Below are 15003 nucleotides of genomic sequence, written 5' to 3' on the forward strand. Positions count from 1 at the left end.
TGGCCACGGCATCGGCCCTTGCGAAGTCAGGCGCGGTGTTAGCCGTCGATCGTCGTGTGCTGCTCGCCGACGGGAGGCAGGTTCTTACCCAGCGCGAAGGCCTGCATCAGCCCCACGATGCCGATCAGGACGAGCGTGACGCCCATCATGACGACCAGCGCGAGCGCCGACCACGCCGGGACGATGATGACGACGAGGCCCGCGATGATCGAGATCGCGCCGCGCACGTAACCCATGCCGGAGGTCTTGCCGCGGCCCGCCTGCGCGAGGGTCGCGACGCCCTCGATGAGCCAGCCCATGCCGATGAGGACCACGGTGATGACGGTGAGGACCTCGGCGGCGGCCGTGAGGTTCTTCAGGGCGACGATGCCGCCGAGCAGCAGGAACAGGCCCAGGATGATGTTGAGCAGGCGGAAGCCGCTCGAGACGTCGCGAGTGAAGATGCCGATCGACGTGCGCACCACGCCCGTGATGACAAAGAAGATGCCGGCGAAGGTGGCGGCGACCACGAGCGACTTGCCGGGCCACACCAGCATGGCGATACCGATGATGACCCCCAGCGCACCGAGCACGCCGAGCATGGTGCGCGCCGCGTTGACGGCCGAACGAGCCATCTTCTCCGGGTCGATCTCGAGCCCGTCGAAGGGCGAACGGGGGAATTGCTGCTGCGTCACGGGATCCTCCAGGGCCGATGCTGTACGCGGTCATGCTATCGGCCGGCACTTGCGCGGCGGCGGAGGCGCGATACTGGGAGGACCAAGACGTTCGAGACGGGAGTCGCCATGCCCAAAACCGCCGTGATCACCGGAGCCTCGAGCGGAATCGGCGCGGCCAGCGCGCGGGCGCTTGCCGCCGACGGCTGGCATGTGGTGATCGGTGCGCGCCGCGTGGACAGGCTCGAGGCGCTCGCGGCAGAGATCGGCGGGACGGCGATGGAGCTCGACGTCACCGATCAGGCCTCGGTCGACGCGTTCTGTGAGGCCGTCGAAAGCTGCGATCTGCTCCTGAACAACGCCGGCGGCGCCCTCGGCACGGCCTCGATGGCCGAGGCGGATATCGACCAGTGGCAGTGGATGTACGACGTCAACGTGCTCGGCACGGTGCGCATGACGAAGGCCTTGCTGCCCAAGCTCGTGGCGTCGGGCGACGGGCAGGTCATCGTGATCGGTTCGATCGCGGCGCGCGAGCCCTACAAGGGTGGTGGCGGGTACAACGCGGCCAAGCATGCGGTGGCCGCGGCCACGCGGGTGCTGCGCCTCGAGCTCATCGGCCAGCCCGTGAGGGTGAGCGAAATCGACCCCGGCATGGTGGAGACGGAGTTCTCCGTGGTGCGCTTTGGCGGCGACGAGGAAAAGGCGGCCAAGGTCTACGAGGGCGTCACCCCCATGAGTGCAGAGGACATCGCGGATGCGGTGCGCTGGGTCGCCTCACGACCCCGCCACGTGAACATCGACCAGATCCTCATGCTCGCGACCGCGCAGACCAGCGCCCAGGTGGTCCACCGCGAGCTGTAGACGGCCCTCGCTCGTTGGTGCAAATGTCCCCATCTGCGGCTCGACATCGAGCTTCGTGCCGCAGATCGGGCCACCAGGGGCAGAGCACGGGGCGCGACGGTGGCTGCGAGCCCCGGTGGTGGAGACCACCCCTGCCGGGGTGATAACCTAGTCTCCGCCTTGGGGCTGTGGCGCAGTTGGTAGCGCGTCTCGTTCGCAATGAGAAGGTCAGGGGTTCGATTCCCCTCAGCTCCACCAAGGACAAGGGCCGCACCGGATGGTGCGGCCCTTCACTTTTTCCGGCGGGGTTCAGCGACCGGCAAGCGTCACAGGCGCTCTTGGAGTCCCTGAGCCAGCGCGTCCAGCGTCTCGCTCGTGCCGGCATCGATCTTCACGGATGCTCGGCGATCCCCCTTGGTCGCGCCTCGATTGACGATGACGACGGGGACGCCGCGCCGGGACGCGCGTGAGACGAGACGCAAGCCGGAGTTCACGGCGAGCGACGAGCCGGCGACCACGAGCGCGCCGGCCGCGTCGATGATCTCTTCGGCGGCCCGGGTCCATGCCGCGGGCACGTATTCCCCGAAGAACACCACATCGGGCTTGAGGATCCCGCCGCACACGAGGCACCCGGGCACCGACACCGTCTGCCACGCGCGCGGCGCGACGTCGCCGTCGGGACCGAGTTCCACGCCATCGGGCACACCGAGCACGGGATTGTCGCGCTCGAGCCGCTGGGCGACCTCCGCGCGGGACGACGCGGACCCGCACGCGAGGCAGGTCACGCCGCGCATGTTGCCGTGGAGCTCGACCACGCGCCGCGACCCCGCGCGCAGGTGGAGCCCATCGACGTTCTGGGTGACGAGACCCGTCACGATCCCGGCGGTCTCGAGCGCGGCCAGCGCCGCGTGTCCGGCGTTGGGGCGCGTGCTCGCGAACGCCTTCCAACCCAGGTGGGAACCGACCCAGTACCGGCGCCGGTTGGCCTCGTCGCCCACGAAGTCCTGGAACGTCATGGGGGTGCGCCGGGGAGAGTCGGCGCCGCGGTAGTCGGGGATGCCGGAGTCGGTCGAGACGCCCGCGCCGGTCAGCACGCCGACGGTGCGGCCGGCCAGCACGTCCAGGGCGCGGGACAGCTCGGTGGTCACCGGTGCGGGGCGGCGCACGTCCTCGGTCGTCACGGGCTACCTCCAGGCCGTCTCGCTCATGTGGGTTCACTCGATCGTCGCACGGGGCGCGCTGCCCGTGTCGCCACTTATCGGCCTATGCCTGGTGCGGCTTCTGTGGAAAGCCTCCCCTTGAGCGGTGTTGCCCGCTACTGTCGGGGCCATGGCATCGGGGGCGCATGCATACCTGACGGGACTCGGCAGCTATCTGCCAGGGGATCCGGTCGACAACGACGGCATTGCGGCGCGCCTGGGAGGCGACGACAGAGTCACCGATCGGATCCGCCGGCGCGTGCTCGAGGAAAACGGCATCCGCACCCGCCACTACGCGCTCGACGCGCACGGTGAGCCCACCGAGCTCAACGAGGAACTCGCGGTGAAGGCGCTGCAGGCAGCGTTAGCCGACCGCGGCATCGGCCCCGCGGACCTGCGCATGCTCGCCGTCGCGACCACTCAGGGCGACGCGCTCGTGCCTGGCTTCGGCTCCATGGTGCACGGACGCCTGGGCGGAGGGCCGATGCAGGTGCTGACCGCCGCGGGCGTGTGCGCCTCGAGCCTCGCGGCCCTTGATGCCGCCGTCGCCAAGATTCGCCTGGGTGACCACCCGCGCGCCGCCGTGGTGGCCTCGGAGCTGCCCAGCCGAAGCCTGCGCCAGCGGCGCTTCGACGGCATCAACGCCCGCATGGATTCGCACTTCCTGCGCTGGATGCTCTCCGACGGTGCCGGCGCCGCCGTCGTCGAGTTTCAGCCCCACCCCACCCGGCCGTCGCTGCGCGTGGACTGGGTACGCCACGTCTCTCTCGCCCACGACCACGACGTGTGTATGCGCTCGGGCATGGACGGCATCGACCCCGCCGTGGGCTCCACGTGGCAGGACGTGCCGGTGGCGGAGGCCGAGGCCAGGGGCATGTTCGTGCTGCGCCAGGACACGGCGGTGCTCGGGGAGCTCGCGGAGGCGGGCATCGCCCAGTTCGAGGAACTCGTCGATACGGGGCTCATCGACCTCAAGCACCTCGACCACGTCGTCTGCCACTACAGCACCCACGCCTTTCGCGACCTCGCGTTCGATGGCATCAAGAAGCGCATGCCGAGCCTCGACACGGACCGCTGGTACTCCAACCTCGAGAGTCGCGGCAACACGGGTTCGGCCAGCATCTTCATCGCGCTCGAGGAGGCCTGGCACTCGGGTCGCTTCCTCCCGGGCCAGACCGTCTTGCTCGCCGTTCCCGAGTCGGCCCGCTTCGCGTTCGCCTTTGCCCACCTCACCGTCGTCGGCCCCGCCGGCAGTTAAGGAGACACCTCGTGACCGTCACCGAAGCCCCCTCGCTCGCCGACAGCCTCGCGCAGGTGTGGGCCGACTTTGAAGACCAGCTCGACCGCGTCCCCGTCCTGCAACGCCTCGCCGACGGCACCGTGACCCTCGAGGACTATCAGCGCTTGCTGTTCAACCTTCGTCAGCAGGTGGTCGACGGCTCGCCGTGGATCTCGCGCGCCGCCTCGAACTTCGACATCGATCACTTCGAGCTGCGCACGGCCGCGATCCGTCACGCCGAGGAGGAGCACCGCGACTTCCTGATGCTCGAGCGCGACTACGTGGCTGTGGGCGGCTCACTCGAGGAGCTGCGCGCGGGCCGCAAGAACATCGGCTCCGAGGCGCTGTCGGGCTTCATGTTCACGTATGCCGACCGGCCCAATCCCGTGGGCCTGCTGGGTGCCATGTTCATCATCGAGGGCCTGGGCGCCCGCCGCGCCGCCGGATGGGCGCGACGCTTCCAAGAGGTGCTGGGGCTCGCCGACGGTCAGGTGCACTTCATGCTCTATCACCAGGAGGCCGACGGTGAGCACACGGGGAACCTGGAGGCCATCCTCACCTCGGGCATGATCGACGACCATGCCGGCGCGGAGATCGTCCGCTGCGCGCAGGTCGTCGCCAGGCTTTACGCGATGCAGCTGACGGAACTGGACAACTAGATGGGGGCCGCGCGCTCGAATCCGAGCATGTGGGAGGCGGTCTACGCCGATCCCTCCGTCCCGCTCGAGCGCGCCGTGGTGCGCCAGATCATCGCCGACCAGCAGCGCCCCTCGCGCCGGTGGTTCTACCCCATCGCCCGCATCCTGTCGCGCGTCACGGTGGCGGTGATCTCGGTCGTCAAACGGGTGGCCCCGTTTCGCTGGATGCCGTTGGCGATGATGGACTGGCTGTGCGTGTGGTTCCTGCGCCGCGGCGTCTCGCCCGATGCTGTCGAGCTGCTCATCCGGCACTTCGTGGTCGAGACCAACCTGGTCAACTTCATCATCCGCAACACCCCGGTCGCGATGGAGCCGGTGGCGCTGCGCCCCACCGCGCTCGCGGGCCTCGGCGACCAGGCGGTCGTCGAGCACGACGTCAACGTGTACGACGTGCTCATCGCCCTCGACGGCGCCCGCATCACGCGCCCGGAGTCGCTGAACTTCGCCCATCTCGACGTGCCCGCCCTGGACGCGGAGCGCGGCCGACGCCGGTTCCTGCGCCTCGACATCCAGACCGCGTTGTGCCTGATGAACATCCCGTTCTCGATGGCGCTGACGCTCGAGGAGTACCGCCGCGCCGTCCACTCCATGCGCTTCGACGACTCGTTCCTCGAGATCCTCACGCTGCTCACGGGAGATGACGAGTTCCGCCACTGGAAGGCGGGCGGCATGAGCCTGTGGATGGACTCCAACGTCGACGTTCCGCAGATGGTGTACCGGCATGCGCTGGTCTGTGAGTACGCGCACGCGCGGCTGGTGGAGCACGCCGCATCGACCCTGGAAAGGTGAGTTCACATGGGCCACGACGCAACCGACGGCACCCTGGTATGTGACATGTGCGGCGTCTCCCTCGACGGGGACTCGTGGCTCGCCGTCGCCGTGACACGCCCGCATGCGACGAGCCTCGGCGACGTGGGCGCGGTCTTCTGCGGCCAGCCCCACGCCGCCGCCTGGATCGCCTCGCCCCTGCCCGATCCCGCGCCGCTCCACGCCGAGCCGCGCTCCGGCCGCGATCGCGCCGCGACCGCCGGCTTCTGGGCCGTCGTCGCCGTGGTCGCGACCTTCTCGCTCGCGGGAGTCGTGGCGGTCGCCCAGTGGGCAGGACTGGTCTGACCTCGAGCCGCTATTGGATGGCCGACGTCAGCCGCGTGATGCTCTCGAGCGTGCGCCGGTACAGGGGGCGCTGTCGCCAGGTCTCGACGGTGAGCTGGCTTGAAGACGCCTGGTAGGTGTCCGTGATGGCGGTCAGTTCTTGCGCGACCGCCTCGTCGTAGCAGATCAGCGAGAGCTCGGAGTTGAGCTCGAACGAGCGCATGTCCATGTTGCTCGAGCCCACGATCGCCACCTTGCCGTCGACCACGATGTACTTCGAGTGCAGGAGGGTTGGCGCCCGGTACAGGTAGATCTCGACGCCCGCCTCGAGCAGCACCGCGTAGTACGACCGCTGCGCGTAGCCGATCATCCACTGGTCCATCGCCTCGGAGTTGATCATGCGCACCCGCACGCCGCGGTGTACGGCGGAGACGATCGCCTCCAGCAGGGCCTCGGAGGGCACGAAGTAGGGGTTCACGATGATGATGTCGGTGCGCGCGAGATGCAACAGGTGGGTGAAAACCGCGAGGTTGTTCTCGCCGTCGAATCCGGGTCCACTCGGTAAGACCTGCAGGGAGACGCCCGGAAGCGAGGATGCCTCGTCGCTCGGGGGCTGTAGCGGGTCATCGAACGAACCACCCTCCGAGACCCAGTCGGTCATGAACAGCGTGGCGAGTTCGATCGCGATCGGCCCCGACGCGCGCACCACCAGCTCGTCATAGGCGATGTCGTCCTTGCGGTGGTACGTGCGGTCGATCATGTTCTGCGAACCGGTGTATCCGATGGCGTTGTCGACCACCACGATCTTGCGGTGGTTGCGCAGGTCGGGGCGGACGTACCCCTTGCCGGGAAGGCGCAGCGGCAGGATGGCGCGGTGCGCGATTCGCGCGGAGGCGAGGAACTGCAGCATGGGCTTCTTGCCGTCGTAGCTGCGCGATCCCCACTCGTCGTAGAGGACCCTGACGTCGACTCCACGGCCCTTGGCCGCCGCGAGCGCCTCGAAGAAGGGGAGCGTGGTGTCGTCGAGGGTCATCGCGTAGTACTCGACCCACACGCTGTGGCGGGCGGAGTCGATGTCGCGCACGATCGCCTCGAGCGATGCGCCGTAGTCATTGAGGATGTCGAGCGAGTTTCCCGCCATGACGGGCAGCCGCCCGTAGTCCCACGCCAGGCGCTCCACGGAGTGGTACGCCGGGTCCACCGCGGCGTCAATGACGCCGGCGCCCATGCGCCGCTTGGCCTCCACCACCTGGGCGTCGATGGTGGCGTTGATGCGCGTCTGGACGTCGCGCCGCGCCTGCGGCAGCTTGTAGTGCCCCAACAACAGGAAGGCCAACCAGCCGGGCACAGGCAAAATGACGATGAGCAGGATCCAGGCCATGCCCGCGGTCGGACGTCGCCGGGGCGGGATCACCACCACGGCCAGCACGATCAGCATCCACCAGAGGACGGCGGAGAACGTCGCCGGAACCGTGATCATGGCCGTCAGAGTACGGGACGCCGTGGCCGTAGCCGCGGCTAGGCTCGCACCACCATGAGCGCTCAGCAAACGTCGCCGGCGGGCATCACCCTCACCGACGAGTTCGAGCGCGCCCTCGCGCTGCTGCACGCCGGCGCCAACGTCTTCCTGACGGGCCGGGCCGGCACCGGTAAGTCCACGCTCATCCGTCACTTTCTCAGCGACACCAGCCGCCGTGCCGTTACCGTCGCGCCGACCGGCATCGCCGCGCTCAACGTGGACGGCTTCACCATCCACCGTCTGTTCTCCTTCCCCATGGGGGTGACGGAGGACACGGTGCTGAGCCGCGCCTACTACCCGGGCCGGTTCGCCGCGACGCTCAAGGAACTCGAGATCCTCATCGTCGACGAGGCCTCCATGGTGCGCGCCGACCTGTTCGATGCGATGGTCGCGGCGCTCGAGAGGTTCGGACCCCACCCCGGCGAGCCGTGCGGCGGAGTCCAGCTGGTGCTCGTCGGCGACCTCCATCAGCTTCCGCCCGTCGTGCGCGACGGCGAGGTCGACCACTTCGATGCGCACTACGGCACGCCCTACTTCTTCTCCGCCCGTCGCTTCGAGCGGGGCCACTTCCCCGTGGTCGAACTCACCCACGTGTTCCGCCAACACGGTGACGCGGCGCTCGTCGACATCCTCAACGCCGTGCGCGAGGGCGCCCTCCTCGAGGACGCGAGGCGGACCCTCAACGCCCGCACCGATCCGGACTTCGAGCCGCCCGCCCACGAGTTCTGGCTGACCCTCGCCACCACGAACCGCATCGTCCGCTCCCGCAACCGGCAGATGCTTGAGCGCCTCGACGCCCGACCCCGCTCCTACCGCGCCAGCATCCGGGGCGACATGGACGGCTTTGAGCTACCCACCGAAGAGGTGCTCGACCTCGCCGTCGGCGCCCAGGTGATGCTGCTCAGCAACGACCCGGCCGACCGCTGGGCCAACGGCACGCTGGGCCGCATCAGGGCGCTGATCGACACGCCGAACGGCCCCGAGGCGCGCGTGGGACTCCAGGACGGCTCCGTGGTCGCGGTCGGCGCTCATACCTGGGAGATCACTCGTCCGATCGTCACCGGCGGCGGGCTCGGCCGCGAGGTGGTCGGCACCTTCACGCAGCTGCCCATGAAGCTCGCGTGGGCCATCACCATCCACAAGTCCCAGGGCCAGACCCTCGAGCGCGTGGTCGTGGACCTCACCGGCGGCACCTTCGCCAACGGCCAGCTCTACGTGGCGCTCAGCCGCTGCACGAGCCTCGAGGGGCTGGTCCTCAAGCGCGACGTGCTGCCGCGCGACCTCAAGACCGACGGACGCATCCGCCGCTTCCTTGGTGCCGGTTCTCAGGCGGCCGATGCCGTGGCGGGGGAGGCGTACCTGGCCGTCCTCACCGTGGGTCAGGCGGGCGACCGCTACCGTCCGCGCCCGGTCGAGATCGCCGTCGTGACCGACGACGGCGACGAGGCCACGACGGTGGTGAACCCGACGAGCGACCTGTACGAGGCCCAGGCCCAATTCGGCCTCACCACCCGGGACGTGCAGCTCGCGCCCGTGCTGGCCGAGGCTTGGGCCTCTCTGTCGCCCCTGCTCGCGGGCCGCGTGCCCGTGGGCGTGGGCATCGACCAGGCGCTCGGCTGGATCGACTTTGAACTCAAGCGTCACGGGCACGTCGAGGCCATGGCGCTCGGAGTCGAGCTGCCCGCCGCGGCGCTTGCGGACGCCGACCGCGCCGCGCTGCGCGCACCCACCGCGCTCGCCCGCGCCCGCGCGATCCGGGATGCCGCCGCCCGCTGGCGCCTCGGTCATGCGCCCCTCACGGCAGCAGGCACCGCCTTCTCGGCCCTTCCGCGCGGCCGCGGCTACCTGCTGGCCCGCACCACGGGCGACGAGGGGACGGCGGGCCCGACCGGCTTCGTCGTGGGCGGCAACCTCTCCGCCGAGGACGATCCGGCGGCGGTGCTCGCCGACCTGCTCGGTGCCGCCTGGGGACGCGTCATCGATAAGGACGAGGCCGTGATGACCCGGCTGCGAGAGGCCGAGCGTCACTTCGGCGTCGAGGTGCTACCGCCCGACCTCACCCTCGAGGGGCCCGCGGACCCCGCAACCCTACTGACGCCCGGCGCCCGCGTGTGTTTCACCGGCACCGTGATGTCCGCCCGCGGCATGATCGACCGCTCCCGCATGGAGCGGATGGCGACGGCCGCCGGCCTGGTGCCCGTCCCGTCGGTCACGAAGACCCGCACCGACCTGCTGGTGGTCGCCGAGCGCGGTACCCAGTCGGGTAAGGCCCGCAAGGCCGCGGAGTACGGCAAGCCCATCCTTGACGCCGAGGCGTTCCTCACCTGGGTCGACGAGGCGCGGTCATCGTGACGCGCGTGCCCCGCGGTGAGACGATGCGGTCATGAGACGCGACGTGCACTGCCATCTCACCCTGGACGCCGACGGTGACGCGCGCGGCTATCTCGCGATCGCCGTTGCGCGCGGGTGGCAGGTCGACGAGTCTCTCGCCATCACGCTCGACGGCGCCGCGCTCGAGCCGCAGGAGATCGTCGACGCCCACGGCACCCGCCTGCACGCGTTCGACGCGAAGGCCGGCCGGATCGAGGTGACCTACCGCGCGACGGTGACCGGCGAGCCCGAGCCTGCCACGGCATCGGCCCTCGATGAGGTGCAGTACCTCCGGCCCAGCCGGTACTGCGAATCGGACACCTTGGGCCCGGTCGCGCTCGCGGAGGCGGGTGGGCGTGAGGGGCACGACCTGGTGCGGCACATCGCGCGGTGGGTGGGTGAGCAGCTCACCTACGTGTCCGGCTCGTCCCGGCCCATCGACGGTGCGGTCGCGACCATGCTGGCGCGCCAGGGCGTGTGCCGCGACTTCGCGCATCTGGTGGTCGCGCTGCTGCGCGCACTCGACGTGCCCGCCCGCGTAGCCGCCGTGTACGCGCCGGGGCTGAGCCCCATGGACTTCCACGCGGTCGCGGAGGCGCTCGTCGACGGGCAGTGGTGGGTCGTTGACGCGACGGGGCTCGCGCCGCGCCCGTCGCTCGTGCGCATCGCCACTGGCAGGGACGCGGCCGACACGGCCTTTCTCACGACGGTGGGCGCCCCGGTCAGCCTGGTGTCGATGGAGGTCGGCGCGGTCGCCGAACGGCTACCGACCGACGAGCCCGACGCCCTGATGAGCCTTCCTTGAGCCCGTCGCCATGCATCGGCCAATGCTGAGAGAATGCTGAGAGCGGTGCGAAGCGGGAACCTCCGCGCGCGCCCATCGGTTGACTGACCATGACCATGGCCGGCCTCTGCCCGGCCCCCGCGCGCCATGAAGGCGCCCATCAAGGAGCTTCACTCTTGATCACCACCCGCTGGACCGCCGCCGTCGCGATCGGTGCCCTCTCGGTGCTAGGCCTCACCGCCTGCTCGAGCGACGCCGAGACCGACGCCACCACCTCCCCCTCGGCCGAGGCATCGGCCCCCGCCGAGGTCGACAACTCCGCCGCCGAGGCGGCCCTCGAGGAGATCACCTGGACCGACGGCGAGGACGCCCCGACCCTCGAGTTCGAGGCGCCCCTCAACGTCGATAACCGCGCCGCGCGCGCGATCGCCCCGGGCGACGGCGAGCCCGTCGAGGACGGCGATGTCGTCAACCTCGCCTACACCGTGTGGTCGGGCGAGGACGGCTCGCAGGTCTACTCGACCTACGAGGGCGGTGTGCCCGAGGCCATCACGTTCTCCGAGGAGAGCGTGACCGACACGGTGCTGTACGACGCCATCAAGGGCCAGAACGTGGGTGCCACCTTCATCTACGCCTTCCCGAGCAGCGAGGCTGACGACGGCACCGTGACGCCGTCGCAGTACATGGCCGTGACCGTGGACTCGGTCACGACCGTGCTCGACGGCCCCGAGGGTGCCGCGGTGGAGCCCGACGAGGGCCTGCCCACCGTGACGCTCGACGACACCGGCAAGCCCAGCATCGATTTCGCCGATGCGGGTGAGATGCCCACCGAGCTCGTGGTCCAGCCCCTCATCGAGGGTGAGGGCGACGTGGTCGAGGAGACCGACACCCTCACCGTGAACTACACCGGCTGGATCTGGGACGGCGAGCAGTTCGACTCGTCCTGGGACCGCGGCACCACCGCCTCCTTCCCGCTCTCGAACGTGATCGCGGGCTGGACTCAGGGCCTGGCAGGCCAGACCGTCGGCTCGCAGGTGCTGCTGGTGATCCCGCCGGACCTGGGCTACGGCGACTCGGACACGTCCTCGATCCCCGGCGGCTCGACCCTGGTGTTCGTGGTCGACATCCTCGCCGCGAGCTAACCGCTCCGCACACGACGACGCCGGCCGCGTCCCTCCTCACGGAGGTGACGCGGCCGGCGTTTGTCGTTGCTCCGGCGATTCCTTGAGGCTGTGATGGTCACTTTCGGCCCGGATGTGACCATCGCAGCCTCAAGGAATCGGGCATGGCGGCAGCCCGGGCGGAGGGCCGATGCCGTGGCCGGGTTAGGTACCCGGCGTTCCCTGGGAGGGCGTCGCGACGGCGGGAGCCGACGCGGGGGCAGCTGCGTTGCCGGCTTCGTCGCCCTCGCCCGCCTCGATCTGCTCCACGACCTCGTAGGTGCGGCCGGTGTTCTTCGCGATCGACGTGATGAGGGCTGCGACGGGCAGGGCCATGAAGGCGCCCATGGGTCCCGCGATGGCGCCACCGGCCATGGCTCCACCGAAGGCTACGGCGCCGTTGAGTTCCATGGTCTTGGACGACAGTCGCGGGTTGAGGACGTAGTTCTCGATCTGCTGGTAAACCAGCACGTACGCGACCAGCACGAGGGTGGGGACGAAGCCCTCGACGGCGAGGACCACGAGCGAGGGCACGATCGCGCCCACGTAGGTCCCGATGAACGGGATGAACTCGGACACGAAGCCCATGAACAGCGCCATGGGCAGCGCGTAGACCAGCGGCAGCCCCACGAGCAGCATGACGAAGAAGGCGCCCGTGCCGCAGATGATCATCAGCAGCAGGCGGGAGTAGAAGTAGCCGCCCGTCTGCTCAATCGAGGTGCGCGCCACCCAGCCGACCACCTGCTGACGCTGCGGGGGCATGCGCCGCATGATGGTGCGCAGCAGGCGCGGGAAGTCGGCCGCGAAATAGAAGGTGAACGTCAGGATCGTGAAGACGTCGAACACCAGGCCCAAGCCGCTGGAGACGATGCCGAGCACGTTGTCGCCCCACTCCTGAACGGCGCGCAGGATGGGTGCGGTGGCCTCCTCCGCCGCCTCGGTGTCGACCACGTCGCCGCCGAAGTAGTCGGCCGACCATTGGTTGACGTTGTCAAGCCACTCATTGAGGTGAGCCCCCACCGCGGAGGCGAACTGCACGATTGCCGGGATGAGGAACGCCACCATGAGCACTACCGCCACCATCGCGGTGATGAAGATGATGCCGACGGCCGCCCCGCGCCTCATGTGGAAGCGGCGCACGAGTGCCTCGACGCCCGGAATGATCGCGAGCGCAAAGAACAGGGAGATCACCAGGACGCCGATGAGGTGGCGCAGTTGCATGACGACCACCACGGCGAGGGCGGCAAGCGCGACGACGACGACCACCTTCCACGCCGACTGCCACACGAAGCGGTTCACCCACGCCGGCGGTGAGGTGTCGGGGCGCTCGCCCTTGACGGCCTGGGCGGCCTGCGCGACCTCGGAGGGGACGAGCGTGTCGGGTGGGTTCTCGGCGTTCATGGCCACCATCGTGCCAGGGTGGCGCCGACCGGCGGTAGGCACCACCCTGGGGATGGCCGATGCGTCAGGCGGCGCGCGTACCCGACTGCACCTCGGTGACGGGCCGGGCGGCCTCGGCCACGAGCGAATACAGGTCGCGCGGATCGTGCGGTTCGGCGATGAGGTCGACCTCGCCGGCGAACGCGGTGCCAGCCACGGCGTCGGCCAGATATGCCAGCGCCGAGAAGTCCTCGAGGGCGAAGCCGACGGAGTCGAAGACGGTGACCTGATCGTCCGACGTGCGGCCGGTCGCGGTGCCGTCCAGGACGGTCCACAGTTCGGTGACAGGGTGATCGGGCGCGAGCTGCTGGATCTCGCCCTCAATGCGGGTCTGGGGGGTGAACTCGACGAAGATGTCGCCGCGGGTGAGGATCGCGGGGTCGAGCTCGGTCTTGCCGGGGCAGTCCCCGCCGATGGCGTTGAGGTGTGTGCCGGGCTCGATCCACTCGTCGCGCACGATGGTCGCGAGAGTCTTGTCGGCGGTGCACGTGGTGACGATGTCTGCGCCGCGGCAGGCGTCCTCGGCGCTGGTGGCGCGGTAGATCTCGAAGCCGAGCGGCTCGAGGTTGCGCGCGACCTTGTCCATCGCGCCGGGGTCGGTGTCGAAGATGCGCAGCCTGGAGACGCCGAGTGCCGCGCGCATCCCGACTGCCTGGAACTCGCTTTGCGAGCCGTTGCCAATGATGGCCATGGTGGTCGAATCCGGTCGCGCGAGCGCGACGGCGGCCATCGCCGAGGTCGCGGCGGTGCGCAGGGCGGTCAGGAGGGTCATCTCCGCGATGAGCACCGGGTAGCCGTTGTGGACGTCGGCGAGCGCGCCGAAGGCGGTCACGGTCTGGAAGCCGCGCAGCGGATTCTCGGGGTGGCCGTTGACGTACTTGAAGGCGTAGCGGTCGGCATCGGCAATCGGCATGAGCTCGATGACGCCGATGGGTGAGTGGGACGCGATGCGGGGGGTTTTGTCGAACTGAGGCCAGCGGCGGTAGTCGGCCTCGAGGCGCGAACGAATGCCGTCGATCGCGGCGGCGGCACCCTCGTGGGCGATCCAGGCGGACATGCGGGGAACGTCGACGAGCATCACCATGACTCGCCTCCTTGTCTCATCGGCAGCGGGGACAGGGAGGTGTGCCGTGTGGTCGTCGTCGACTCACCTCCCTGACTCCAGGATGACAGGGAAAGTGCGCGTGAAGATGGCTCTTGACGCGGGAATCATGCAAGTATGAAGCGAAGTGCATGTGAAGCGAGCGCCGCGCGCAGGAAAGGTTCATCACGATGGATTCCCTCGACACCCGCATCCTCGACCTGCTGAGAGAAGACGGGCGCGCAAGCTATCACGACCTCGGCCAGCAGGTGGGGCTGTCGGCCTCCGCAGTGAAGCGCCGCGTGGATCGCATGACCGAGGACGGCGTGATCCGAGGATTCACGGTGCTGACCGACCCCGAGGCGGTCGGTCATGGCACCGAGGCATACGTCGAGCTGTTCTGCCGGGGCATCGTGGGGCCCAGCGAGTTGCGGCGCATTTTGAAGGACATTCCCGAGGTGATCGAGGCCACGACGGTGACGGGCCAGGCCGATGCGCTCGTCACGTTGCGGGCGAAGGACACCCGGCACCTCGAATTGGCGCTGGAAAAGGTGCGCTCACCTCAGCAGGTGGACTCGACGCGTTCGGCCATCGTGTTGTCGCGGCTCATCGAGCGTCGCGGCCAGTAGCGTCGCAGGCGCCGCGTGGCCGGGGACCCGAGCGCCACCAAGGGTGACGCTCCCGCCGTGACGAACAGGCGCCGCCCTGGCGTCGTCTGGCATGCGGCCGAAATACCCCCTGGGGTATAGTCGTCGCGTTGCCACGAACGTGGCCTCCCTCTACGAAAGGACAAGACATGTGCATGCGAGTGACCTGTGATGTGTGCGGCAAGCCCACGTGGGCCGGCTGCGGCCAGCACGTCGAGGACGCCCTGGCCGGCGTCGCGCC

At 69.4% G+C, this 15003-nt stretch carries 14 protein-coding genes and 1 tRNA gene; 10 read left to right on the plus strand and 5 right to left on the minus strand.

Going from position 1 to position 15003, the window contains the following annotated elements; translation table 11 throughout:
* Nucleotides 1-38 precede the first annotated feature (38 nt).
* The gene (locus tag B7K24_RS04395) at nt 39-674 is read right to left on the minus strand and encodes an HdeD family acid-resistance protein (protein ID WP_084128913.1); all 636 of its coding nucleotides are present in this window, start codon (nt 672-674) and stop codon (nt 39-41) included.
* 108 nt (nt 675-782) lie between these two features.
* Here B7K24_RS04395 and B7K24_RS04400 point away from each other — a divergent pair, with 108 nt between their 5' ends.
* Nucleotides 783-1514, plus strand: a complete 732-nt coding sequence (locus tag B7K24_RS04400; protein WP_084128914.1) for an SDR family NAD(P)-dependent oxidoreductase — start codon at nt 783-785, stop codon at nt 1512-1514.
* Nucleotides 1515-1675: 161 nt separating this feature from the next.
* Nucleotides 1676-1751: transfer RNA gene (locus tag B7K24_RS04405), tRNA-Ala, on the plus strand.
* 68 nt (nt 1752-1819) lie between these two features.
* Here B7K24_RS04405 and B7K24_RS04410 read toward each other — a convergent pair.
* Nucleotides 1820-2674, minus strand: a complete 855-nt coding sequence (locus B7K24_RS04410; RefSeq protein ID WP_084128915.1) for a Sir2 family NAD-dependent protein deacetylase — start codon at nt 2672-2674, stop codon at nt 1820-1822.
* Nucleotides 2675-2822: 148 nt separating this feature from the next.
* Between B7K24_RS04410 and B7K24_RS04415 the strand changes: the two genes are divergently transcribed.
* From B7K24_RS04415 to B7K24_RS04430, 4 genes are read left to right on the plus strand one after another with little or no spacing between them, the layout of a single operon-like run.
* Nucleotides 2823-3950 (plus strand): 3-oxoacyl-[acyl-carrier-protein] synthase III C-terminal domain-containing protein, encoded by a 1128-nt coding sequence (locus B7K24_RS04415; RefSeq protein WP_084128916.1) that lies wholly within the window; start codon nt 2823-2825, stop codon nt 3948-3950.
* An 11-nt stretch (nt 3951-3961) separates the two neighbouring features.
* A complete protein-coding gene (locus B7K24_RS04420; RefSeq protein WP_084128917.1) occupies nt 3962-4630 on the plus strand; it encodes an iron-containing redox enzyme family protein in 669 nt (222 codons plus the stop codon).
* The gene (locus B7K24_RS04425) at nt 4631-5458 is read left to right on the plus strand and encodes a hypothetical protein (protein ID WP_084128918.1); all 828 of its coding nucleotides are present in this window, start codon (nt 4631-4633) and stop codon (nt 5456-5458) included. It abuts the gene before it with no gap.
* 6 nt (nt 5459-5464) lie between these two features.
* Nucleotides 5465-5782 (plus strand): hypothetical protein, encoded by a 318-nt coding sequence (locus B7K24_RS04430; protein WP_084128919.1) that lies wholly within the window; start codon nt 5465-5467, stop codon nt 5780-5782.
* A 10-nt stretch (nt 5783-5792) separates the two neighbouring features.
* Here the strand turns inward: B7K24_RS04430 and cls are convergent, their stop codons facing one another.
* Nucleotides 5793-7241 (minus strand): cardiolipin synthase, encoded by a 1449-nt coding sequence (cls, locus tag B7K24_RS04435; protein ID WP_084128920.1) that lies wholly within the window; start codon nt 7239-7241, stop codon nt 5793-5795.
* A 54-nt stretch (nt 7242-7295) separates the two neighbouring features.
* Between cls and B7K24_RS04440 the strand changes: the two genes are divergently transcribed.
* From B7K24_RS04440 to B7K24_RS04450, 3 genes are all read left to right on the plus strand, one after another.
* The gene (locus B7K24_RS04440) at nt 7296-9632 is read left to right on the plus strand and encodes an AAA family ATPase (protein ID WP_084128921.1); all 2337 of its coding nucleotides are present in this window, start codon (nt 7296-7298) and stop codon (nt 9630-9632) included.
* Between the two features lie 31 nt (nt 9633-9663).
* Nucleotides 9664-10455: a transglutaminase family protein gene (locus tag B7K24_RS04445; RefSeq protein WP_084128922.1), complete on the plus strand. Its 792-nt coding sequence runs from the start codon at nt 9664-9666 to the stop codon at nt 10453-10455.
* 155 nt (nt 10456-10610) lie between these two features.
* Nucleotides 10611-11576 (plus strand): FKBP-type peptidyl-prolyl cis-trans isomerase, encoded by a 966-nt coding sequence (locus B7K24_RS04450; protein ID WP_234986544.1) that lies wholly within the window; start codon nt 10611-10613, stop codon nt 11574-11576.
* 183 nt (nt 11577-11759) lie between these two features.
* Here the strand turns inward: B7K24_RS04450 and B7K24_RS04455 are convergent, their stop codons facing one another.
* Both B7K24_RS04455 and B7K24_RS04460 read right to left on the minus strand, forming a co-directional pair.
* Nucleotides 11760-12995: an AI-2E family transporter gene (locus B7K24_RS04455; protein WP_159449144.1), complete on the minus strand. Its 1236-nt coding sequence runs from the start codon at nt 12993-12995 to the stop codon at nt 11760-11762.
* A 64-nt stretch (nt 12996-13059) separates the two neighbouring features.
* Nucleotides 13060-14118, minus strand: coding sequence for an ornithine cyclodeaminase (locus B7K24_RS04460; RefSeq protein ID WP_084128924.1), 1059 nt, complete (start codon nt 14116-14118; stop codon nt 13060-13062).
* Nucleotides 14119-14306: 188 nt separating this feature from the next.
* Between B7K24_RS04460 and B7K24_RS04465 the strand changes: the two genes are divergently transcribed.
* Nucleotides 14307-14744 carry an Lrp/AsnC family transcriptional regulator gene (locus tag B7K24_RS04465; RefSeq protein ID WP_084128925.1) on the plus strand — a complete coding sequence of 146 codons (438 nt, stop codon included), beginning with the start codon at nt 14307-14309 and terminating at the stop codon, nt 14742-14744.
* Nucleotides 14745-15003 lie beyond the last annotated feature (259 nt).

Source organism: Demequina sp. NBRC 110055, from assembly GCF_002090135.1.
Classification (GTDB): domain Bacteria; phylum Actinomycetota; class Actinomycetes; order Actinomycetales; family Demequinaceae; genus Demequina.

What these genes read in the sequence shown, in the direction of transcription:
- B7K24_RS04445 (WP_084128922.1), top strand. Translation starts at nt 9,664, where the DNA reads ATGAGACGCGACGTGCACTGCCATCTCACCCTGGACGCCGACGGTGAC.
- B7K24_RS04415 (WP_084128916.1), top strand. Translation starts at nt 2,823, where the DNA reads ATGGCATCGGGGGCGCATGCATACCTGACGGGACTCGGCAGCTATCTG.
- B7K24_RS04425 (WP_084128918.1), top strand. Translation starts at nt 4,631, where the DNA reads ATGGGGGCCGCGCGCTCGAATCCGAGCATGTGGGAGGCGGTCTACGCC.
- B7K24_RS04465 (WP_084128925.1), top strand. Translation starts at nt 14,307, where the DNA reads ATGGATTCCCTCGACACCCGCATCCTCGACCTGCTGAGAGAAGACGGG.
- B7K24_RS04430 (WP_084128919.1), top strand. Translation starts at nt 5,465, where the DNA reads ATGGGCCACGACGCAACCGACGGCACCCTGGTATGTGACATGTGCGGC.
- B7K24_RS04400 (WP_084128914.1), top strand. Translation starts at nt 783, where the DNA reads ATGCCCAAAACCGCCGTGATCACCGGAGCCTCGAGCGGAATCGGCGCG.
- cls (WP_084128920.1), bottom strand. Translation starts at nt 7,241, where the DNA reads ATGATCACGGTTCCGGCGACGTTCTCCGCCGTCCTCTGGTGGATGCTG.
- B7K24_RS04440 (WP_084128921.1), top strand. Translation starts at nt 7,296, where the DNA reads ATGAGCGCTCAGCAAACGTCGCCGGCGGGCATCACCCTCACCGACGAG.
- B7K24_RS04455 (WP_159449144.1), bottom strand. Translation starts at nt 12,995, where the DNA reads ATGAACGCCGAGAACCCACCCGACACGCTCGTCCCCTCCGAGGTCGCG.
- B7K24_RS04460 (WP_084128924.1), bottom strand. Translation starts at nt 14,118, where the DNA reads ATGGTGATGCTCGTCGACGTTCCCCGCATGTCCGCCTGGATCGCCCAC.